Source organism: Aerosakkonema funiforme FACHB-1375 (genome assembly GCF_014696265.1).
GTDB lineage: Bacteria > Cyanobacteriota > Cyanobacteriia > Cyanobacteriales > Aerosakkonemataceae > Aerosakkonema > Aerosakkonema funiforme_A.
On the sequence record NZ_JACJPW010000100.1, the window covers coordinates 1 to 23,579 of the forward strand.

18 protein-coding genes are annotated in these 23,579 nt (G+C 41.3%); 2 read left to right on the forward strand and 16 right to left on the reverse strand.

Annotated features, from left to right (window positions below; genetic code table 11):
• Nucleotides 1-94 precede the first annotated feature (94 nt).
• Nucleotides 95-982: a mechanosensitive ion channel family protein gene (locus H6G03_RS28565; protein ID WP_190472282.1), complete on the forward strand. Its 888-nt coding sequence runs from the start codon at nucleotides 95-97 to the stop codon at nucleotides 980-982.
• On the opposite strand, the gene H6G03_RS28570 is transcribed toward H6G03_RS28565, so the two are convergent.
• The 16 genes from H6G03_RS28570 to H6G03_RS28645 form a co-directional block, all read right to left on the reverse strand.
• A complete protein-coding gene (locus H6G03_RS28570; RefSeq protein ID WP_190472286.1) occupies nucleotides 938-2,068 on the reverse strand; it encodes a DegT/DnrJ/EryC1/StrS family aminotransferase in 1,131 nt (376 codons plus the stop codon). The two genes, H6G03_RS28565 and H6G03_RS28570, sit on opposite strands and share 45 nt — an antisense overlap.
• A 42-nt stretch (nucleotides 2,069-2,110) precedes the next feature.
• The gene (locus tag H6G03_RS28575; RefSeq protein ID WP_190472289.1) at nucleotides 2,111-2,995 is read right to left on the reverse strand and encodes a hypothetical protein; all 885 of its coding nucleotides are present in this window, start codon (nucleotides 2,993-2,995) and stop codon (nucleotides 2,111-2,113) included.
• 37 nt (nucleotides 2,996-3,032) lie between these two features.
• Nucleotides 3,033-4,046 carry an ATP-grasp domain-containing protein gene (locus tag H6G03_RS28580; RefSeq protein WP_190472291.1) on the reverse strand — a complete coding sequence of 338 codons (1,014 nt, stop codon included), beginning with the start codon at nucleotides 4,044-4,046 and terminating at the stop codon, nucleotides 3,033-3,035.
• An 11-nt stretch (nucleotides 4,047-4,057) separates the two neighbouring features.
• A complete protein-coding gene (locus tag H6G03_RS28585; RefSeq protein ID WP_190472294.1) occupies nucleotides 4,058-5,299 on the reverse strand; it encodes an alanine racemase in 1,242 nt (413 codons plus the stop codon).
• Nucleotides 5,300-5,426: 127 nt separating this feature from the next.
• Complete coding sequence (locus tag H6G03_RS28590; protein WP_190472297.1) at nucleotides 5,427-6,500, reverse strand: GNAT family N-acetyltransferase; 1,074 nt, start codon at nucleotides 6,498-6,500, stop codon at nucleotides 5,427-5,429.
• Between the two features lie 27 nt (nucleotides 6,501-6,527).
• On the reverse strand, nucleotides 6,528-7,376 hold the full coding sequence (locus tag H6G03_RS28595; protein WP_199315523.1) for a hypothetical protein: 849 nt from the start codon (nucleotides 7,374-7,376) through the stop codon (nucleotides 6,528-6,530).
• Between the two features lie 118 nt (nucleotides 7,377-7,494).
• The gene (locus tag H6G03_RS28600; protein ID WP_190472300.1) at nucleotides 7,495-8,124 is read right to left on the reverse strand and encodes a sugar transferase; all 630 of its coding nucleotides are present in this window, start codon (nucleotides 8,122-8,124) and stop codon (nucleotides 7,495-7,497) included.
• Between the two features lie 89 nt (nucleotides 8,125-8,213).
• Entirely contained in the window at nucleotides 8,214-9,146 is a 933-nt protein-coding gene (locus H6G03_RS28605; RefSeq protein WP_190472303.1) for a serine/threonine protein kinase, read from the reverse strand.
• A gap of 14 nt (nucleotides 9,147-9,160) precedes the next feature.
• Nucleotides 9,161-10,318 (reverse strand): glycosyltransferase family 4 protein, encoded by a 1,158-nt coding sequence (locus H6G03_RS28610; protein WP_190472305.1) that lies wholly within the window; start codon nucleotides 10,316-10,318, stop codon nucleotides 9,161-9,163.
• A gap of 14 nt (nucleotides 10,319-10,332) precedes the next feature.
• Nucleotides 10,333-11,538, reverse strand: a complete 1,206-nt coding sequence (locus tag H6G03_RS28615; RefSeq protein ID WP_456057591.1) for a glycosyltransferase — start codon at nucleotides 11,536-11,538, stop codon at nucleotides 10,333-10,335.
• Nucleotides 11,539-11,540: 2 nt separating this feature from the next.
• Nucleotides 11,541-12,935 (reverse strand): oligosaccharide repeat unit polymerase, encoded by a 1,395-nt coding sequence (locus H6G03_RS28620; RefSeq protein ID WP_190472308.1) that lies wholly within the window; start codon nucleotides 12,933-12,935, stop codon nucleotides 11,541-11,543.
• A gap of 61 nt (nucleotides 12,936-12,996) precedes the next feature.
• Complete coding sequence (locus H6G03_RS28625) at nucleotides 12,997-14,106, reverse strand: glycosyltransferase (RefSeq protein ID WP_242060489.1); 1,110 nt, start codon at nucleotides 14,104-14,106, stop codon at nucleotides 12,997-12,999.
• Nucleotides 14,103-15,218 (reverse strand): glycosyltransferase family 4 protein, encoded by a 1,116-nt coding sequence (locus tag H6G03_RS28630; RefSeq protein ID WP_190472312.1) that lies wholly within the window; start codon nucleotides 15,216-15,218, stop codon nucleotides 14,103-14,105. Before H6G03_RS28630 ends, H6G03_RS28625 begins: the two co-directional genes overlap by 4 nt.
• Before the next feature lie 53 nt (nucleotides 15,219-15,271).
• On the reverse strand, nucleotides 15,272-16,660 hold the full coding sequence (murJ, locus tag H6G03_RS28635; protein WP_190472315.1) for a murein biosynthesis integral membrane protein MurJ: 1,389 nt from the start codon (nucleotides 16,658-16,660) through the stop codon (nucleotides 15,272-15,274).
• Nucleotides 16,661-16,801: 141 nt separating this feature from the next.
• A complete protein-coding gene (locus H6G03_RS28640; protein WP_190472318.1) occupies nucleotides 16,802-18,193 on the reverse strand; it encodes a DUF4832 domain-containing protein in 1,392 nt (463 codons plus the stop codon).
• Nucleotides 18,194-18,297: 104 nt separating this feature from the next.
• Nucleotides 18,298-20,673, reverse strand: coding sequence for a polysaccharide biosynthesis protein (locus H6G03_RS28645; protein ID WP_190472322.1), 2,376 nt, complete (start codon nucleotides 20,671-20,673; stop codon nucleotides 18,298-18,300).
• Nucleotides 20,674-21,406: 733 nt separating this feature from the next.
• Between H6G03_RS28645 and H6G03_RS28650 the strand changes: the two genes are divergently transcribed.
• Entirely contained in the window at nucleotides 21,407-23,530 is a 2,124-nt protein-coding gene (locus tag H6G03_RS28650; RefSeq protein WP_190472325.1) for a GumC family protein, read from the forward strand.
• Nucleotides 23,531-23,579 lie beyond the last annotated feature (49 nt).

A 23,579-nucleotide genomic window follows, 5' to 3' on the forward strand; every position in this document is an offset into this window, starting at 1 on the left:
TGGGGGAGTGGGAGAATAAATCTTTTCCCTCTCCCTTCTCCCTCATCCCTCTCCCTCTTCCTCTGAAGTCTCTCAAAGCAGATACAAATTAACGATGAAAGTTCAGACGGATTTGGTATTTGTATTTTTAACAAATTCAGGTATTAGAATTCAGCAAGCGGCTGCTGACGGGCAACAATCATCGGATTTGGGGTTAGAATTTGGCAAAAAAATAGTCGAACTTGCCTTTAATATTATACCGCAAATTTTGTGGGCGATCGGCATTTTGCTATTAACGCGAATCGCTATTAATATTGTCGGTCGTATTACTCGCAAAGCTCTCAAAAGCGCTCAGCCAACTGTGCGGAATTTCTTAATCCAAACATCTGAAATTTTGACGTTAGTCGTGGGAGTTGTCGCTTTTCTCAATGCTTTGGGTATTCAAGCAAATAGTATAGTCGCGGCGATCGGTGCTGCTGGTTTGGCGATCGGCTTGGCTTTACAAAATACTCTATCACACTTTGCTGCTGGCATCATGCTGATTAGTCTGCGTCCGTTTGAGGTGGGAGATTTTATTGAAGGTGCTGGTGTTTCTGGTGTGGTGAATAGTATCGGTATTTTCTTTACTACATTGGTGACACCAGACAATGTGAAAATTACCGTACCCAATGGCAATCTTTTTACCAGTACGGTGAAAAATACTACTGCGATGGGGACGCGCCGGGTTGATTTGTCGATCGATATTGGCGAACGACAAATCGAACCTACGATTAATTTGCTTTTATATGTTGTCCAACAGCATCCTTTAGTGTTAAAAGATCCGCAGCCTACTTGTGAGGTTGCTTCTATTGCAGCTAAAAGTACTGTTTTGTATCTGCGTCCTTGGTGCGATGCTAAAGTTTACGAAATAGTGCGATCGCAAGTACAACAACAGGTTAAAGAAGTGTTGAATAACCCTCTAACCAGTGTAAATTTCCGCGATCGCCTGAGTGACTCGCTGTAAATCTTCTGCTGTTAAATTAGAACCTGAAGGTAAGCACAAACCGCGATCGAATAAGTCTTCTGCGATCGCACCTCCAATAACTTCACACTCGGCAAATACTGGTTGTAAATGCAGCGGTTTCCAAACTGGACGCGCTTCTATTTTCTGTTTGGCAAGTGTGAGGCGAACTTGTTCTCGATCGACACCAAAAGCCGCCTGGTCAATTGTCAAGCAAGTCAGCCAGCGAGTAGCGCGTCCGAAGTCTGCTTCTGGCATAAATTCTATCCCAGGCAATTTTCCTAACGCTTGTTGATAAACCTCACAATTGTGTCTTCTCGCGTTTACTCGCGCTTCTAAAACGCGCAATTGACCGCGACCGATTCCAGCCAAAACGTTGCTGAGGCGATAGTTATAGCCAACTACGGAATGTTGGTAATGGGGTGCATTATCGCGTGCTTGGGTAGCTAGAAAACGCGCTCTTGCTACGATATTTTCATCATCGGAAACTAACATTCCGCCGCCGGAAGTGGTGATAATTTTATTACCGTTAAATGAGAAAATGCCGATTTTACCAAATATACCGGGTGATTTACCTTTATAGGTTGCGCCTAATGATTCGGCGGCGTCTTCAATTAAGGGGACTTCGTATTCGGAACAAGCGGCTAAAATGGGATCGATATCGGCACTTTGTCCGTAAAGATGTACGATGACAACTGCTTTGGGTAATTTGCCAATTTTGGCTCGTTTTTCTAGTGCTTCTCGCAATAAGTTGGGGTCGATGTTCCAGGTAGTGCGATCGCTATCAATAAAAACTGGTTTAGCTTTCAAATAAGTAATCGGACTAGCACTAGCAATAAAAGTTAAAGTCGAGCAAAAAACCTCATCTCCAGGTTGAATACCTGCTAATTCTAAAGCCAAGTGTAAAGCCGCTGTACCGGAACTCACAGCCGCCGCGTGTTTAGCGCCTACTACTTGACAGAATTCTTGCTCGAAAGCATCGACGTGAGGGCCAACGGGCGCGATCCAGTTGGTATCAAAAGCTTCTTGGACAAACTTTTGTTCGAGATCGCCCATATGGGGAGTTGATAGCAGAATTTGTTTTGTCATTATTTCTAATTTGGCTGGTAACTTGATAGATTTGTCTGAGACTTAAGGGTTCAATGTACGAGCGTCCTGTCCGGATAAGCGATAGTACTTATTGGGATATCGCCATCGAATTAACTGTTTCATCAGGGGATTGATGTATAGCTTCGTAGGAATAATATGAACTAGAAATTGCATACTTTCTTTATAAGAACATAAATTAGGAAGTTCTTTTAAGTGCTGGCTATTCGCAATTTGGTGAATTTTGCCAGAGCGCTTACAGACCTGGATGAATCCATAGTACAATCCTGTCACTATAGAAGTTGGCAAGGCTTCAGTTGCATAATAACCTTTAACCATATACGCAGTTCCATCTACTGCCCATCCAGTAATGTAACCACCTAACTTATTTCCGATCAGTCCTCCAATCGTCAAGCAATGTCGATCGGCAGTCTCGGCGGCGATGGTCGCCAAATAGTTGGCCTTTGTAGGTATTTTATCATGTTTTGTCCGTTTCAATGAGGAGCAAAGCACTTCATACCCCTGTTGTTGCAAAACTGACCCATCAATTAATTCCACAATTTTTACTTGCTTCATAGATTTGCGTAAATCTGCCCTGCGCTTTCTGGGTAAGCTTTCTAGATCGTAATTTTCTAAATCGGATAGCAAGTTTATCGGCATAGTGGCATTTGCTGCTGTTAGATCTTTTTCATCCAGAGCTGCTCGGAATCCCCAACTCAATAATGCTGGGCGCGTTGCTTGCTCGGCTGTCAAACGCGCCATTAAATGCACTGGCTCATAGAAACCCAGAACTATTTCCTTCCAATATCGTTCTTGATGGTAGACAATATGTATTCCCCTAGCACGAAGTTTTTGGGCATATTCTGCTTCTGTCATGGAGATTATTACAGCTTGCGACAAATCTCCTATTTTGCCATCATTCACATTCATTGATGCGAACCAAACTCATAACTAGAGCTTTTGATTATTACCTGCGAACAGTCACCAGTCGATCGCATTTGGAAGCAGCGATATTTGCTTGCACTGTTAGCCAACTCGGATCGGGTTCTTCTCCATTGGCCCAAGCGATTAACGCTGCCGGAATATTTGCCCCTGCTATTTGAGAAAATGGATATCCCCCACCGAAACGCGGGTTCAATTCTAGCACGCACAAACCTGTTTCACCCACAATTACATCGCAGTCTAGGTTGCCGATGTGTCCCAGTTTTTGACCTATTTTCGCACCTAGCTGTTTCAGTTCCTCGTTTTCGACTGTGATGGCTCGATCGGTTTCTCCGGCTCGCATGGTCAACTTGCGCTTGACAAAAGTAGTAATATATGCGCCGTCTAAGTTATTGATAATATCCAGACCGTGTTCTTGTCCGCTTAATCGTTCTTGAATTAAGATACACCGATCTGGATCGGATGAGCTTACTTCTGCTAAGAAGGATCTCATTACCGATTTTTTCACAAAGCGATAAGCTAATTCCAAATCTTCCTCATCTTGGGGATATTCAATCCCAATTGATGCGCTTCCCCAGCGTGGTTTTACTACTACTGGAAAAGTTATTTCTCCTTTTTGAATAGCTTCTCGTGCTGACGCGAGGGAGAGATATGTTTTGGGTGCAGAAATTCCGATATTTTGTAAAAATTTAAATGTAGCAAACTTATCGAAACAAATATCGACGACTTCTGGAGAGGAAACTGCGGGAATCGTTCCTATAGCAAGAAAGCGATCGCGCTGTTTTGCTAGAGAAGGCAACTCTAAATCGTTGAGAGGTATGATTAATCTTACCTTTTTTTGCTGACAGATATCGAAGAGTTTGTCAAAGTAATCGCTGCGATAGATCGGCGGTAACAAAAAACTTTCATCAGCTTCTTGTAATGTCGGTGCTTCTATGCTAACATCGCCAGCAAATACTTTTCCGCGATTTCCTAGTGCTGCTTGGAAGTATTTTAACAGATAGTTGCGGCGTCCCGCACAAGTCAAGATGACATTCATATTTTTAGCTGTTACAGGATATAAGTAGAAAACACATCCTGAGAAGTTTCTCGCCGCCTGATTAGGGTATCCTCGTTGAGGAGCGGGTCATAGCTAATAATGGGTGGATTTGGACGAATAAATGGCGGTTTGAAGACGACAGTATAAGCACCCATATTCTCAAAAACTGCATAATCTCCTATGCCAATTTCGCCAGGATAGTCCTTATATAAACAATCGTGTTCCATACAAGTATATCCGACTATATCTACTGGGGCGGCGAGTTTTCTTTGACCGTTATTTTCATCATTCCTATAAACTCGCATTGACAAATTTTTATCTGTCCCGGTTGGTTTAACGTTGTGGATGCTACCGACTACTAGGGCAATTTGACGCGATCGCACTGTTTTTAACCCCACAACTTTCGCCGCAAATTTCAACACATCGGATACAACAGCTACACCGGGTTCAATAATTAATTCCGGGCCAGAATTATCGGGATATTTGGCTTTTAATTGCGGCGCAACTGCTGCGGCGTATTCCTGATAGTTGGGAATATAGCCATTAAATTGACTTTTTAAATCCTCGGTCATTTTGCCGTAGAAACCACCGCCAATATCAATAAATCTTGGCTGTCTCTCCTTGAAATAATAGTCAGTTAGTTCTATAATTTTCTGAGTGCGACGAGCGTAAGATTCGGTACTTCTTTCCGCCGTAGAAATATGGCAGTGCAATCCCTCTACAGCACAATTATTTAATGCTGTCAATCTTTGGAAAGCTTTATCCAGTTCGCCTGCTGCTACATCAAAACCAAATCGCGATATGCGACTGGTACCAATATCGAAATTACATCTTAAGCCAACAGCTATTTTATGTTCTGGCAATCTGTTTGCCAAAGCTTCGACCATCTCTACTTCTTCCAAGCAGTCCAAGTTGACTGTAGAACCAGCTAAAATAGCGTTTTCTAGGTCTTCTTGCTGTTTCAGCGGGCCATTAAAAATTATTCTGGTGGGAGGTACGCCGATACGAATTGCTAGATCGTACTCCATTTGGGAAACAACTTCTGCATAACCTCCCATAGAATGCACGGTTTGGCATAGCTTGGGAATGTAATTAGTTTTGTAAGAATAACCCAGGTTGGTATGAGGATAAAATGCACGAAAAGCCTGAAGAAATTCTTTATAGTTAGTTTGAAATTGCCCGATATCTACAATAAAAAAAGAATCGCCGTATTCTTTTTCTAACTTGTGAAGCGTTTGCCAAGAAATTGCCATTTGGTTACTTTATGAGTACGATCGAAATGTGAATGTAAATGCCCTAATTTTTCATTTTCAGGAAAATTTATTTGCCCAATGATGAAATTATAGTGCCGTAAACTTTTTTGCGATCGGCACAGTATGCTCATCCGTTAGCTCGATATGCCGGGAAAAAATTGCTATTCACAAGATTTTCCACTGCCACATTCAAATGTTTTGCCCGCAGGTTAACTAAATGCAGATATTTTTCTTCATCTGTAATTAAGCGGAGGGTTGAGAAAGTGCGTCTTTCCTTAGAAAAACCTGCTTTGAAATGGTAGAGACTATCTTTACCGCCACCTACACCGCCACCGAGATGAAAAACTCGATCGCCTCGTTCCTTCGCCCACAAGCGAATGTAATCAAACATTAGTGTGGTGGGCGCTTGTTTGAGAAATTCGTTTCTAGTTCCTCCTAAGTGATATTGAACGATTCCGCAACACTCGGTAAATATTCCAGAACAAGTTACTTTCCCCTCTAACTCCATCATACACAAATGGACTTTCTCACCTAATTTAGAAAAATTGTCAAAGTATCGATCGTCAAAATAGTAAGTTCGAGTAGCTTCTACCCGATCCATCGTTTCGTAATAAATCGAGATAAATTCCTTAATTCCCTCTGAAAAAGAAACCATTTTAGGAGTCATTCCAGACCGTTTCAACCTATTAATTTTAGTGCGATGTTCTGGTCTAGTTTGTTGCCATATTTCCGCTTCTGAGAGTGTTAAGTTTACAGCTACAGTTTCGCCACTAACTTGGCAGATATCTGGCGATAAAATTTCCTCCAATCCGCCATTAAGGATCGGATTCAAGCGAAAAAATGCCGAGCAAAATCCTTTAGCGCGGAATGCAGAGATTAACTCATTTATGGCTAACTTAACAAACTCTCTATCGTTTGCTGCTGCTTCGCTTAAGACAATTCCGGGGTATCCGTAAGGAGAGACGACATCAAAAACTTCTGCTGTTGCTAAGTTTGACTCGAATAATCCATCACAACGTCGCCATAAATATGGCAAGAAAAATATTTTGTCATCCTCAAATATTAAGATAGCTTCAGCAGCCGCCTTATTCCTGAGCGATTCTAAATAAACATACTCAGGCAAATGATAAATATCGTGCCATAGTTTTGCTAGTGTTTCCAGCCACAAATTATCTGTTAAATCGATTATTTGCGTATTCATTCACTTTTTCTCCAGGAGTAATTTAAATTAGTCGCGTCCGCTTAGACGATAGTATGAATCAGGAGTACGCCAGCGGATAAAATTCTCCATAACTGGATTTATCTGCACTTTAGCAGGAATATGTTTGACTGGGAAACGCATCCCGTCTTTGAAGACACAGAGCGCTTCATCTTCTCGAGAGTGCTGACCGTAGACAATTTGGTGGATTTTACCGGAACGGCGACAGACCTGTACGAAATCAAACACCAATCCAGTACCGATGTAGGTTGACAATGCTTCTGTTGCGACGTAAACGCTTTGGATATAAGCAGTACCTTCGACAGCATGAGCCTCAATATATCCCCCCAATTTTCCTTCAATTAAACCTGCTAAAATTAAACGCCGTTTGGGGATGATATAGTTGGAAATACTGGCGATATATTCATCTTTGGATGGCACTGCTTTGTAGCTTCCTCGCGTTAAAGCAGAGACTAAAACCTCATATCCCTGTTCTTGCAGTAGCAGCGGATCGATTAACTCCACAATCTCCGCCCGCTTGCGACTTCTTCTCACATGATTTCTGCGATTAGAAGAAAGACTTTCTAAATCGTAGTTTTGGATATCAGTTAATAAGTGAACTGGGATCGAGCCGTTGGTAAATTCTACGTCTGATTCCGATAAGGCCGAGCGAAATCCCCAGCAAAATAAAGTTGGGCGCGTTGCTTGTTTGGCAGTTAAAGAAGCTATTAAATGAATCGGCTGATAAAAGCCAGGACGCAACTTTTCCCAGTAGCGTCCCTGATGAAAGATTGTGCTAGCTCCTTCTTTTTGTCGCCAGTTGGCAAATTCTTCTTCTGTCATGGAAAAGATACTTACTTCCGATATGTCTTTGAACATGGTGTGTTTTAAATTTCCGAGGTGTTTTATTTGCGGTTAGCGATCGCTCTTGTCCGGTCAAACAATGTTTATTTTCACTCAGCAATGCCAAGCCTAACCTTGTCACTTTCAAGTCCCATTAATTCCCCATAAATTTTTCCATTGTATCCTGTGCTGATTGGTTAATTCCATCTTTTTTGACAACTTTCCAGATAGTTAAAAAAAGAATTTTTAGGTCAAGCCATAAGCTCCAATTATCTACATACCAAACATCTAATTTGAATTTTTCTGACCAGGAAATGCTATTGCGCCCGTTGATTTGGGCCCAACCCGTGATCCCTGGCATAACATCGTGACGGCGTGCTTGTTCGGGGCTGTAACGCTCCAGGTATTCTACCAAAAGAGGCCGGGGGCCAACAAAGCTCATATCGCCTTTGAGAACATTCCACAGTTGGGGAAGTTCATCTAAACTGGTTTGGCGCAGAAATTTACCGATCGCAGTGATCCGCTGTACGTCAGGGAGAAGATTGCCATCGGCATCGCGATCGTCAGTCATGGTGCGAAACTTATAAAAGGTGAAGATGTGACCGTCTTTACCGGGACGTGCTTGGGTGAAAACAATCGGTCTGCCCATACGGAGGTAGATCGCGATCGCTACAAATACGATAAAAGGAGAAAACACTACGAGAGCAAGAGCAGCAAACAATCTATCTAATACATACTTAATTAATCTGTTGAATTGGGTGATTGGTGATTGATGAGTAGCCATTGGTGATTCCCCACTTATAGTGATTGAGAGACAATTTCAGAATTTTATTCATCCTCGCTACCATTCTATAGATTGGTAGCTCGCTCAATTTAGACTGTATGCAACCTATTCCATTTAATTTTTTTAATCTCCTTTAATATTTCCTCCCCATTTTCATATCTATCTTTTATTCTACGAGCCATCATTTTATCAAGCAAATTTAAAAAATCACTTGATATATTTACAGTGTATTGCCGCCACTGTAAGTTATGGTTTTCGTCGTACATATTTTCACACCCCGGACTTCTTTTGGTCAAATAATAAACAAAACACCTCGCTAGGGAATAGAAATCGGAGACATATTTGCAATACCTTCTTTCCTGCTCTGGCGCACGAAAGCCATCGCCTTTAGGTTTTTTTTCTAGCAATGAAAGTATAATATATATTATATTTCTGTAGATTTTTCTGTAAAAAAAATTTTTTCTTGTCACTGCGCCAAAGTCAATCAATACCAATTCACCATTATTTTTGAGAATTAGATTTGGTGGTTTTATATCTCTATGCAAATATTTGTGCCGATGTAATTCATTTAAAATTACAACTGCTTTTTCCAGCCATTCTAATGCTATTTCCTCTGTTATGGGCTCGTGGTTATCTACCCATGTTTCTAAATTACTGCCTTCAATTTTCTCCATAACGATACAGTGCAATATTTTTCCATTCTTTAGTTTTTGTTGAAAGTAGCCATCTACTTTCGGAAACCCAGGATGATCCATTTCTCTTAATACGTCTGCTTCTTGACGAAATAGATATCTGACTCTAGGGTTTCGGCTCCGATGGGGTAGCAGGACTTTCAATACTTTCTCTGTACCTGCATCATCAACAACATAAATAGTACTATAGCCACTTTTATCGTGGAGTAGACTCGTGACGCGATAGCGATTTTGCAATACTAAATCGTTGCCACAGCTTTCACAGTACCGATTGCTAGAGTTTAGAGCGATATTTAAGTTGGCACAACCTGGATTAATGCAGATACTCATTGTTAGTTTCTTTGTCAATCTTTTTTAAGCGCGAGCTTTGCTAAAGATGAATTATAGAGGTTTTCGTGTAGTTGAATCACGTTCGGTAGGCTATAGGTAGCCATTCGCGCTCGCCCGAGTTTGCCCATTTTCTGAGCATCTTCTGGATGTTCCAGTATCCAATTCATTGAGCGAGTAAGTGCTTCTATATCTCCTACCTCGACAAGAAGACCGCAGCCTCCTGCCAGTAATTCCTCCGTACCGCGAATTTTAGTGCCGATAACGGGTATCTCCAACGATAAAGACTCCATAACACTTCTCGGAAGCCCTTCTTGTTCTGAAGCCAAAAGCGTAGCAATGCAAGTTCGCATCAATACTGGAATATCTTGGCGTTCGCCCAGAAAATGTATTTGATTTTTAATGCCCAAATCTACCGCCAATTGGCGCATTTCTGGCAGTAGCGGGCCATCCCCAGCCAAAGCCAAGTGAACTTCTGGTTTGGCTAGTTTCGCAAATGCCAGAATGATATCCCGATGATGCTTGCGGGGAATAAATTCCGCCGCAGATAAAAATAAAGGATTTGCTGGGGTAATGCCCAATTCTTCACGTACTTGGGCTATCTGGAGGTCGGAGACTGTATTGGGATTGTAATAATTTAGATCTACGCCAATCCCCGGCATATAACAGACTCGTTCCGGCGGTAAAATATGGTGTTGCTTAGCTGCTGCTTCATCCTCGCGGTTAATCACGATCAGGTAGTCAGTCCAAGCTCCCGCTAGTTTTTCCAAAGTGAGGAAAATGGCATTTTTCAAAGCCTTACCTCTGGGATGGAAATGAAATCCGTGTGCGGTGTAGATGACTTGACATTTTCCCTCTTTTCTAAAGTCTTTGAGGGCATAGCGGCTAACAAAAGCTGCAACTGGCGTGTGTACGTGAACTAAATCGTATTGCCCTTGCTTCATTACCTCTCTAAGGACGGGTGGAGCGACCAAAAAGTTCCTTGGATCTAAAGGGTTGCGCGACCATTTTACTTCCCAAAGGCGATCGAAAGCTTGCAAGCAACTAGCCGAAGTGGAAACACCCTCCGCCATTCCATCTACTTGCCAACCTTTCTGGCGAAAGTGATAGGCAAAAGGCAGCAGGAAGGATTCTAGCGTAGTTGGGACAGTAGTGATTACTAAAAGTTTTTTCATATTTAGTACAGTAATTAATTTTTAACCATTGAGCTTTTTTGAGAGCGCGACCCTGCATACATATTCTCATACTGACTGACCACATATTCTAAAGAAAAGCTTTCAATAATTCTATTTCTAGCTGCTTGACCTAAGTTTTCTCTTTCTGCCGAACTTAACTGGATTAATTCTTGCCAAGTATGAGCTAGCGCCTCTGAATTTCTGGGAGGTACAACCCGTCCAGTATGACTGACAATCCAAGCGGAATCGCCCACATCTGTCACTACGCAAGGAATACCACAAGACATCGCTTCTCCTACGACTAAGGGAAATGCTTCGCCATAAGCAGAAGCTACAGTTAGAATATCCAGTCCAGCCGTAAGGCGAGGTATATCGGTGCGCTCTCCCAGCAGATGAATTTGGTCTGATAGGTTTAGTTCTTGCATCAACTGCATTAAGTTTTGATTATGGCGATCGACTTCTGTTCCCACCAATAAAAAATGGACATCTGGATATGTCTTTAATAAGCAAGCTGCTGCTTTGAGAAAATTAGCGTGATCCTTCATAGGATGATAGCGGCAAATCATCCCAATTAGGATGGAGTATTGATTTATTCCTAGCTCTGTTCTTACAGCTAATTTAGCTTCTGGCGATGGCACAAATAAGGAAGTGTCAAATCCATTGGGAATAACGCAGCTATTTTTTTGGGAATACCCTAATGCTTCATGTTGAAGCTTACTAGCCTGAGATACAAAGGCAACTTTACTGGCTATATGGGAAAGATAAGCACCTAGTTTAATAATTTTTACAGTCATACTTTTTTCGGATTCTAATGAATGTATTGAATGATGGATACTCCAGATGACAGGGATTTGAGCTAAGTAAAACAGGCTGGCAACTTGTCCTGCTAGATTGCCATGATACATCCAACCTTGAATTAAATCCGGCTTAATTTTATTGACCAAACTTAACAATTTTGTCAGCGCACTTATTGTCGGTTTGCCTGCATCCATACTGACAGTATAGACAGGTATACCTAATGCTTCAATTCGCTTCCCCCATATCTCTGGTTCCATTAAAGAAAGTACAACAGGAGTAAACCGATCGCGATTTATTCTGGATACCAAATTATAGAGCATTATTTCTGCGCCCCCTGTAGAAAGGCCAGTGATGACATATAGTATCACCATTTTGTTGCGGGAATTAATAGGCTCGATCGAATTTTCTTTTTCGGCGTTCATATTCATATACGATCTCCTGATTTATTTGCTTGATATTTCGGTGATTTAGTCAAAGATATTTTGCCTATGCCTAGCAGTAATATTGTACTTGATAACAAAAACCAGAAGTAGTTAATTAGGTAAAGTCGCGGATCGCCTGTGGGAGTATAATCTGTCCAAACTTGTAGCGTGAGAACGTAGAAAAATGGCATCCAATATATATTGTGAATGTATCTCAACAATATAGATTGTAAATAGCGACCAAACCATCCATAGAGAAAGCAAAAAATAATCAGCCCTAACCATGACATACTGTAAATGCTAAAAGCAAGAACGCCTGGTGGAATAGTAGTTGTACGGACTTCAAGTACAAATTCGCTATTCAAATCGGATGTGGTTGGAGGTACTTCTATCCCAAAGAGTCCATCTAAAATACGGGAGGGAATCAAAGCCATAAAACCATAAATCCAATCAACAAATAAGCTGGGCTCATAAACTTCCTTAAAAGCTGAGTCTAGGGAATGAACTGGGTAAACAAAATTACTCATCAAGGTATATAAACCACCACCACTACTGGTGTCATTTTGAATAGCTTGCGTAAAGGTTTCTATTACAGCATCTAAACCTTTTGGGATCGCAGTTAAGCTAAAGAAAAGTACTTTGCCGTAAAGAATGAATAAGAATACACCAATCATTGCCGGTATGGTAATGCTCAAGGATAATTTTCCTCTATATACCACAGAAACTAAATAAAATCCCAAAAAGTAATTGATTAGCGGAATCCGCCCAGATGATAAAGTTGCTGCCACAAAAGCAACTACTACCGAAAAAGCAAATATTACCAATAAAATTATTCTGAATTTTTTAGGTTTTCTAATAAATACAATAGCTGCTAATAAATAAGAGGCAAAAAAAGATGTAAAAATAAATTGCTTAAAAAAGACTAGCGGGCCACTTTCTACTACCCCAGCCCTAATTAAGTTTGTTTGAGTTAAAGCCACCAATACACCACCATACTGGGAGCCGTAGATCTGTATTGATAAACAAGCAAATAATAATAAGCCAATAGCACAAAGGATAATTTTCCCATCTTTATTCTGCTGAATAGAGAAATATTTACTATATTTAGTTGCCGACTTAGCATAAAAACCTACCATTACGCATAAGTATCCCAGCAATATAGCTACCGTAGTTTGGAGATTGCTGGTGTATCTTGTCCGAGAGTCATAGATCATCTCTATAGCTTGCTGATTAAAATTAGCCTCCAACAGAAATGCAGGGAACGGATATGATAAACAAAAAATCACATTAAACCAACTGAAAAAATCAAAAAGAGTGTCTTTCTTACGGACAAATTCCATCAAAAATATAAAAACGATCGTAGCCATGTAAGTTACAGCTAGCATATTCAGTTCCATAGGTACTAATTAATCCTCCGGCACTTGATTATTTTTAACCATTTATCTTGTTTCTGAGGTTTCATTGCTGCAATATGGCGAGGTAGTTATCAACAGCTTTTTCAAAGGAAAAATCCATCGATTTTTGAATTAAGAGTTCTCGATTTACTGGCGGATTTGCTACGCTCTGTAACATCACTTTAGACAAGGCCACTGGATCTCCAATTGGTACTAAAGGCCCATATTTGCCAGCTTCTAGAATTTCTTTTGGCCCACTGGGGCAATCGGTGGAAATCACAGGACAGCCGCAAGCCATCGCTTCAATCAAGACTGTGGGCAATCCTTCCCAACGAGAGGAAAGAATAAAGGCGGTAGCATGACGCATATAAGCATAAGGATTGGGTAGAAAACCGGGCAGAGAAACATCTTCAGCAATGCCTAGTTTGTCGATCGCGTCCTCTAATTCTGGGCGTAATTCTCCTTCGCCTAAAATTAGTAACCGAGCCATAGCTTGCTTTCTGAATAATGCAAAAGCTTGGATGAGAGTGGAGAAGTCTTTCTGGGTCGATAATCTTCCTACAGCTAAAAATACAGGGAGAGAATCTTTTTGAAACCAGGGATGATCGACAGGAGCGTTAGCTTTGGCGAGCAATTCGCGATCGACAACAGGATTGTAGATAGTCATTACCTTCCCGGCGGGGAGACGCAGTTGCTGTTCTAGATCCAGCGCTACACCTTTTGATACTCCGACGATCGCATCTGCACTGGGATAAAGCAATTGCATAAACGGTTTGACAAACCTACCGCGTATAAACTTGGATTGAGCAGCTGATAAAGTATTGTGTTCTACCGCTACCAATCGAGTTTTGGTACCAGCCAAATTTCTCGCCAACAATGCCACTACGTTGGCATGATCCATATGCGATAGTAACGCCGTCGGTCTGTTTTCTCGTAAGTAACGCGATAAAGGCAGCATAGCTTTTAAAACTCGTCCTGCTGCTAAGTTAATCATCCGCACTGACTTTGGGACTAGCTCCAAATATGGGCCTTCTGCATCAGCTAGCACGAGATCCAAAGGCACATCTTTTTCTGCCATCCCTTTCAACAAATTAATCGCTACCCGTTCCGCCCCACCCCCATACAAATTAGGGAGAAAAAAAGCAATCGGTTTCATTTTAGATGCTGCGCTCATTTGGCCTTTTCCTTTAGGACTTCATCTATCAACAATTCCCATTTTTTTACTACCTTATCTAAGCTAAAGCGATCGACCGCTTCGGAAGCACGGGAAGCTAAGCGGGCTCTCTCTTCTGGATCGGACATCAAACGATCCATTGCGGAAGTAAATGCCGATACATCTCCATTGGGAACTAAAATTCCATCTATGCCATCGCGGATAATCTCTTGTGGCCCGCTAGGGCAATTCATGGAAACAACTGGCAATCCACAAGAGAGCGCTTCAAACAAAACTGCTGGTAATCCTTCCCAACGAGAAGACAAAACAAAGAGTTTGGCACTTTTTAACATCCCAATCGGATTGGCAGTTAATCCAGGAAAGAGAACTTGATGAGTTAAGCCTAACTTTTCTCGCAAGTCTTCTAGTTCTCGCCGCAGTTCTCCTTCTCCAAAGATCAGTAATTGCCAATCTGGATATTTATCGGCAATTTTTTGGAATGCTGGTAATAGAAGATCGAAACCTTTTTGATAAGTTAATCTCCCGATTGCGATCGCCCATTTTTTCTCTGGATCGGCTCCTGGAGGTAAATCGCTCTTTATCGGCTCATCTTTAATAGGTTGAACTGGGTTATAGATGACCGCTCTTTTGTTTTTAGGCAACCAGTCAAAATAAGCATCTACTCCATCACTGACACTCACAACTTTAGCCGCCATTGGATAAGTAAAACGCCGCAATTTACTCCATAAATTTTGCGTTTCCGCGATCGGATTATTCTGTTCGCTCACCAAGATGGGATACTTGGTATTGAAGAGCGCTAACAGCGTCAATATATTCGTTGTATCCAAGAAGGAGATTACTACCTCTGGCTGAAGCGATTGAATGGTTTTTCTCAATACCCAAAGACGATAGAGGTTATTCCACACCGCATGAATGGGTGTGGGAGAGTTGGCGGCAATATTCAAAGATAGCCTATTGACTCCCTTGGACAGTTGATAAAAATCCCTTTCGATTCCAGCGATTGTGACGATAGAAACGTCATAACCTTTTTTCATCAAGCCTTCAGCCACTAAAACTAAGGCTCGTTCAGCACCGCCGCAAGAAAGGGATGGAGTTACTAAAGTTATCCGCATTTTTTTGGGTTCGCTTTTATTAATCATTGTGATATTTATGCCAAATTCAATCTTTATTGCTGATTTATTTCTTTGCTTAATTTCTTTTGCTTTCTCAGGTGAATTTCCCCATTAATCAGCATGAATGAGAAGCAGAACATATAGACAACACTTGTAGACAAAGCAATGCCTTTGATTCCCATCCACTCCATAAACAGGTAATTACAAGCTATATTTACGACTAAATTCAGCGCCGAAACTTGCATCAATAAGTGATTCATCTTCATCGCCGAAACTAATCTTACCACCAAAATGTTGGCAATATAAAATGGTATTTGTAAAGCATAACAAATTTGAATTGCCGATACTAAACTGGTATCACTAGCATGAAAAGAACCTCTTTGGAAAAGCAGATGTATGAGCGGCTCAGACACAGCGATGAATAACACCGTCATTGGCACAGTTACACCAAAGATCAGCCGCAGGTAATGTCCAAGGGTATGCTCTACACTTTTCCAATCTTGATGGGCGATCATTTTGGAAAAATAGGGAATCACAGCTGTGCTTAATGCAGTGGAAGCTATAGTAATTGGCAAAAGAACGAGACGCTTACCATAAAGCAATGCGGCGACGCTTCCAGGTGCTAGCATTGCTGCCATTGATTGATCTACTAAACTACAACTAGACATTAAAAAAGCTCCGGCAATCATCGGAGCGTATTGGCCTATTACTTGACGCAGGTTTTCATCAAATCCATACCATTTGGGTATTAATGAAATCTGTTGTTTGTGCAGCGCCATTCCTATGACGATCATTTCCAGTAATTGCCCTGCCACTAAACCACAAGCCAAGGAAAAAACATCCCAAGAATGAAATAGTAACATAAACAGGATAGTCATAGCTGGGGTAAGAGTTTCCGCAACAGCCGCTAACGCAAAACGTTCTCCAGCGTTCAAAACGGCAGCCCAGACAGTCAGAATACCGCTGAATATGATACTAGGTGCGAGTGCCCACAGCAGTTTGTAAGTTAGGTCTAACTTTTCGGGATGGAATCCTGACGCTATTTTTGGCAAAAGGAAGGGCGCACTTGCCAGCATAATTAGCGTGGTGATTGCTAGCAGCCCACAACTCCAGACAATCGCCCCAGAAAATAGTTTTTGCGCTGCCTCTTTACCTTCCTTTTCTCGCACTTGAATGTAGGTAGGAATGAGAGCCGCATTAAAAGAACCCGCCACCACATTGGTGATAAAAGAAGGTAGCACAAAAGCCATTAAAAAGGCATCAAGACTATCCGAAGTTCCGAAGTTCCACGCAACTACTAACTCCTTGAAAGTAGATATTAATTTAGCAAAGCCTAATCCTACTCCCACTATTAAAGTTGCTGCCAAAATTTTGCGATTTGTAGAACCGCTGCTTAACTTATTCCAAAAGGTAAGGGATTTTTGATATAGCCCATTTTTCATTTTAAATAACCCCGGGTTTTCTATCTTTCAGATTCTGGCTTAGTTGCGTTTATGAATACGAACCGCAGAAGTTACTTAGGTTAATTTCAGAGCAACTTTCGTACTACTCCTATTTTACCCACATCTTAGTTCGTCCAGGAACTAGCGCACCCTAAAAAATAGTTCCCCTGAATAATTAGACGATTCTCCACTGCCAGCGATTATAACATTTCGCAATAAAGAGTTATAACCTGTTGTTGCTGACCAGACATTTTTGTTAGCAAATCTTATTGAATATTCTGGGCGATTGTATAATCTGGGAGCGGGATCTGGTAGATTTAATAATACTTCATATACTCCGGGTGGCATAGTTTTAGGAATACCGCCTTCAATATTGACGATTTGAGTAGTACCGGGCATCCATCTGCGGGGATCTTCTTTTACTGGTAAATAATACTCTAGGCGGTTTTGACGGTTACGCAAAATAACTTCCAGTGTGCGAGGATTGTATAGGCCAGCCCATCCATCATTAATAATTTCTAATTTCATTGTCAATTTGTTGCCAGCCTTTACAAGATCGGGCATTGCTGTTTTTGCCAGTCGCAACCGATATCCTAATTTGCGTTTGATTTCTGGCAAACAGCCTTGAGTTTGCCATTTTTTGACAATTTCTCTAGCATCTGGGTTATCCATATTTAATGCGCTCCAGCGCATTCGTGATAGTTCTTTTAAAGTGTTGGGACAATCATCGTATTCACTAGGTTGGCAAGTTTCGCCGCCCTGAACTACATATAGATTTTCTATATTTAAATACTTTTTTTGGGCGTCAACAATGATAGGTATAGTACTTCTATAAGTACCTTTATCATCAATACTAGCCAAAAAACAATCATTATGAAAACCAGTTCGAGAGCGATCGCTACCATTAAACGCTTCTCGATCTTCGAGATTCTTGCTATTATTAAAAGCTTCTGGTTTATGGCGGGGATACCTGATTGCTACCATACGTTCTTTGGGTAACGCTGATAAAAGTTTAAACAGGATTGCTTTTCGATCTTCATTGTTCTTGTCCAAACCATTTGAAGACCTATTCCATTCCCCCCAGTAGCCTATAAAACCTGCTTCTATATAGGCGATCGCATCATAATTAGCTTTCAGTATGGGTGTTAACTGCTCAATATGAGAAAGGATGGTATCTCTGGGAGCATCATCACCTCCACCCACCCAATTATATGAGAACCTGATAATCAATTTTATTCCCGCTTTTCTGGCGGTTTCGCAGTCTTGGGATATCATCTCCAAAAAAGACTGCGATATGATTCCGTTTCGGAATTTTGAAAGCAAGTAAATCCGGCGAACCAAGGTTATATTTTTACTTCCGATCTTTCGCAGTTCGGATAGCTCTAATGGAGAAGTATCTTGATTCCTAACCGGATCGATTGCTATAAAAAATCCTCTTTCAGGATTGGTAAAATCTTCCAGACTGCTTTCATAGGATATAGTTTTTTTAGAGTCATTCCTAGCCAGAGTGCTTACGCATGATGTCAGCAACATCACCACGAGCAAACCTCCTATTAATTTAGGTAGTTTTTTATATTTATTCCCCCACAATATTGATATGTTATGCCAGCATCCTAATCTGTATCCTTGCATACAATCTATTTTTCCGCCATCGGTATTTCAACTTCTTTTATACCCGTAGATTCACTGTGATTTATCTCATCGCTTTCGCGGTCATTCATTTTGGGTGATGGCGACAAAGCGATTAAGCTCGAAACTAAAGAAGGAATTAATTTATCCCAGTTATCTAGTTTTAATTGCACGCCCAACCTTTTTATTTGAGCATAGGCAATAGTAGCAAAACTGGGATTTTGAGCGAGGGCATCTTCGGGAATTACCAGTCTCAAACAAGCAGGATTGATATTGGTTTCCTGGATGATTTGGCGTAACTGAGCGGCGAAGTCAGGTTGGAAAAATTGTTCGCTAGTAAGGTTAACGTCTACTGTTATCCCTGCATCATTAGAAGATTCATGCTGCCAAAGCTGCATCTGACGGCAAGCTTCATAAAGTAACCGCCAGTTAACGCTGAGATTTGAGCTTGTTTCTTCCAGCGCTGGCTCGTCAGCTGGCCGATTCGGCTTGTATTCCGGTAATAACTGCTTCAGCAAAAAGACGATCGAATAGGTATCGTTTTTATCTGCTGCCGCGCATAAAGCATCCACCTTAAAATCAACAATTTCCGGTACTATACCAGCGGCATTGGCAACAGTCATAATTTTTTCGTGTTGGGTGGGGTCATACTTCTCACCTTCGATAAACAGTTCTTCATACAATTTTTCTCCCGGACGCAACCCCGTAAAGACGATATCAATGTCTTTGCCTACTTCATATCCGGAGAGGCGAATCAAATCTTTTGCCAAATCGAGGATCTTGACTGGTTGCCCCATATTGAACATGAATACTTCACCACCCTTACCCAGGACTGCCGCCTGCAAAACCAGCTGCACCGCTTCTGGAATTGTCATGAAAAAACGAGTGATATCTGGATGGGTAATTGTAATCGGGCCACCTTCCGCAATTTGCCGCTTAAAGGTTGGCACAACGCTACCCCTGCTACCCAAGACATTGCCAAAACGAGTCACGACAAACTGTCTGCCAGTTTTTTGGGCGGCTCGCAGTACCATCATTTCGGCAATTCGCTTGCTAGCTCCCATAATATTAGTGGGATTAACGGCTTTGTCTGTGGAGATCATGACAAAGTGTTGGGCATTGTATTGCAATGCCATATCCACCAGATTTTTTGTACCCCGCACATTATTGGTGATTGCTTCTGGCGGGTTTAATTCCATCATGGGGACGTGCTTGTGAGCCGCAGCGTGAAAAATTATTTCTGGCCTGTATTTCTCAAAAATGTACTTCAGTCGCGAGGAAAATCGAATATCTGCGATCGATGCTGTAATGCGAGGAATCTCTTGTTGCTTTTCCCCATTGTGTTTTAATTCTTCCACAAGCTGTTGCAGTTCTTGTTGGATATTGAATACGGAATTTTCTCCGTGTCCTATCAGGATCATTTCCGCAGGGCGACATTTAAAAATTTGCCGACAAAGTTCGCTGCCGATCGACCCTCCCCCTCCGGTAATCAGAACTGTTTTACCCTTTAGCAATCTAGAGATTTTATCTACCTCGGTTTGGATTGGTTCGCGACGCAACAGATCCTCTATCTGTACATCCCGAACGCTGTTCATCTTGAGATCGCCATTGAGGATTTCATTGATGGGCGGTAGCGTACTCGTTCCAACTCCCGCTGATTGACAAATTTCTACGATTTCCCGAATGTCTCTACCCGGAACTGTAGGCATAGCAATTATCACTTTGCTGATGTGCATAGAGCGCACCACTTCGGGAATTTTATAGCGATCGCCCAGTACAGGAATTCTGCAAATATTTAAGTTGAATTTTTTGGGATCGTCGTCAATAAACGCGACTGGATAAATACCCAGAGAGGGACTATGTTGCATTTTTTGCACTAGGGATATGCCTGCGCTGCCCGCTCCAACGATAAGGACGCGATCTCCTTTGTAAGATTTCTTACGTCCTTGTCTGAGTCTGGCGAGCGCGGGAATGCTGAAACGGCTGGCCGCAACTAACAGCAAACTGAGAATCCCGTCCAGCAAGGGGAGCGATCTCGGTAACCTATCTACCCCCAAATCGCTCACATAAAACAGCATCTTAAAAACTATGGTTTGCAATACTGTAGCCCCCACTGTAAGCATCACCATATGCTCCAGCTCATCAATAGTGGCATAGCGCCAGTAATGCTTGTAAAAGCCCCACTGAGCAAATACAGTTATTTTTACCGCTAAAAACATCAGCGTTGCTACTAGCAACCCATATTTGTATGGTTCAACCGTAAAATCATCATCTAACCGAATTGCCAACGCTAATATGGGCGTAATTAAGAAAATTATTAGATCGCATATTAAAAACTTCCGATTTTTTAATCCCGTTAGCAAATTTAAAAATAGCCTATTCATTTCAACCACTCTCCGCTTAAACACAAATTTCTAATTTTTTTTGTATTCAGGTGAAAATTGTTACTTCTTCGCTAAATTCGCTACTTATCAACATTAATTAAGCTGTATCTTCCCTTTTCCCCTGTTTTTTACTCTTCTTCACCAGTTTTTCACTTTTCCTTTTTGTGTTTTCACTTTTGCTTCCCCACTTTTTCACCTTTTCGAGCTATGTAAGTAATAGGGGTTGCATAGTCCGTGTTTTAGTTCTGTTCTATGTGTTGCAGATTCTGCGATTTTTATTCCCTCTCCTAATGACACCGTTCCCAGATACTCCTCATGCTACTAAAACTCATAACAGGCAAAACTGACAATGACTCTACGATCTATTATTTTTCCGATAACTTTAACATAACCTTTTTTTAACCGATTTTCCTCTATACTACATCATCTAGCATATGACATCCCCCCTTAGACAGTAAATTTGTTTAGTAAATCTTTACAAAAAATTTTTTTTTGATAACATAGTTAAATAGCTCAGCACAGTTAAGAACTGTCTTATATAAGGCAGAAAGCTCTTGTTTTCACGTTTTGATGCTTTTGGTGCTGAAATTTGTCTTCATAAATCTTTAGTCTGTATTTTATTTTTTGACAAAAATTTCATCAAAAAAATATAGACTAGGGGGAGTTGACAATACTATAATTTAATGATACAAAAATTAGCTTCTCTGTCTAGGAGCCACTTCAGGAATTATTTATGGAGTCCACAGAATCTTCTGTAGGTTTTCACCAATACTGGCTTATTCTGAAGCGACGTTGGTTGCCAACCTCAGCCATATTTGGGTTGGTTGTCGTGCTAGCACTCGTGTATACCTCCCGGCAAAAGCCTGTCTATGAAGCCGAAGCAAAGCTTTTATTGAAAAAGACAAATCCTACTTCTTCCATAACGGGATTGGGAAAAGAGATCGGAGAATTTGCTCCTGTAGGAGAACAAAGTAACCCCCTGAACACAGAGATAGAGGTAATTCGTTCAGAGTCAATCGTACAGAAAACTATCAGTAAACTCAATCTATTGGATGAAAAAAACTCACCGCTAAAAGTAAAAGATTTTCTGAAAAACCTGTCAGTGGCAAATATCAAGGGAACCGATATGCTGTCAGTAGCCTACAAAGAAAAAAATCCCCAAAAACCAGCATTAATTGTCAATACACTGATCCAAATTTATATAGATAACAATCAAACTCTGAATCGGGCAGAAGCAGTGTATGCCCGCGAGTTTCTAGAAAAACAGTTACCTAATGCCGAAGCTTCTGTGCGTCAAGCCGAAGCTTCTATGCGCCGATTCAAAGAACAGAACAAAGTTGTTTCGCTCCAAGAAGAAGCCAAATCTGCTGTAGAAGTTATTGGCATCTTAGAAGGCAAAATTGCCGAAGCTAAATCTCAATTCGCAGATGCAAATGCCGAATCGGAAGCATTCCAAAACCAATTGCAGATGAATGCACAGGAAGGATTGACAGCAACTTCTCTTAGCCAATCCCCCTCAGTACAGGAGGCGCTGAAAGAATACCAGCAGGTAGAACGCCAGTTAGCAATCGAGCGAATTCGCTTCCACGAAACACACCCTTTGATAGTTGACTTAAAAACTAAAGAAGCCTCTTTGAAAGCTTTACTACAAGCACAAATACAAAAGTCTGTTGGTAGTCAGAAACAATCGGAAAATGTGAATTTGCAAATGGGAGAAGTAAAACCGAGATTGATTGAAGAATTTGTCAAAATAGAAGCAAAACGTCGAGGTTTAGCCAATCAAGTTTACACTTTATCGAAACAACAAGCTGTCTATAAGGAACGAGTAAGTGTCATACCCAGACTGGAACAGCAACAGCGCGAGTTGGAAAGTAAATTACAAGCCGCCCAATCTACTTATGCACTTCTGCTGCAAAAGCTTCAGGAAATCCGGATAGCCGAAAATCAGAATATGGGTAACGCTCGCATTATCCAAGCCGCCCTTGTTCCTCAAGAGCCTCTTGCTTCTCGTAAGTCTTCATCTATAGTCACAGGGGTTTTGTTGGGGGGTATGTTTTCTATAGCTACTGCCCTTATTTTAGAAGCCGCTGACAAATCCATCAGAACTGTGGAAGAGGTAAGAGATTTATTTGGATTTAGCTTACTGGGAGCGATACCTTTCGATAAAAAGTATAAAAAAATTAGTAAACTCGCTCGCAAACAGTCTTTGCAAAAGCACCTCGATTTACAGCAATCAGTTCTCGATATTGTTGTCTCAGAAGCGCCCGATTCACCAGTCAGTACAGCTTACCGAATGTTACAAACCAACCTGTATTTTCTCAATTCCGATCGAGACCTCAAAATAATTGTAGTCACCAGTTCATTACCTAAAGAAGGTAAATCTACCGTTTGTGCTAATTTAGCTGTGGCTATGGCGCAAATGGGGCGTCGAGTCTTACTGGTAGATGCAGATGCACTAAATCCCCGCTCCCATCAAGTTTCGGAACTTTCCGATCGAGGTTTGGGCAATGTTCTTGTCGGACAAGAACAAATCATTACCACCGCACAAGTAATGGTTAATTTGGAAGTTCTTACTTGTGAGAGCCTTGCCACTAACTCAACCGCAGTGATGGACTCTCCTGGGATAGCATCATTAATCAACAAATTTTCAGCCAAATACGATTTAACTATAGTTGACGCTCCTTCCTTGAAAGTCTCTACTGACGCTCTCTTCTTAGGTAAAATGGCTGATGGGCTTTTATTAGTTTCTCGCCTTGGCGTACTGGATTTAACCAGTGCTAATGTTGCTCGCGACTTTTTGGAGAAATCGCGTCAGAATGTTCTCGGTTTAGTTGTTGGCTTTCCAAAAAGTAGTTAGTCAGCAGTCAACAGTCAGCAGTTATTTTATGCTGGCTAGCTAATAACAT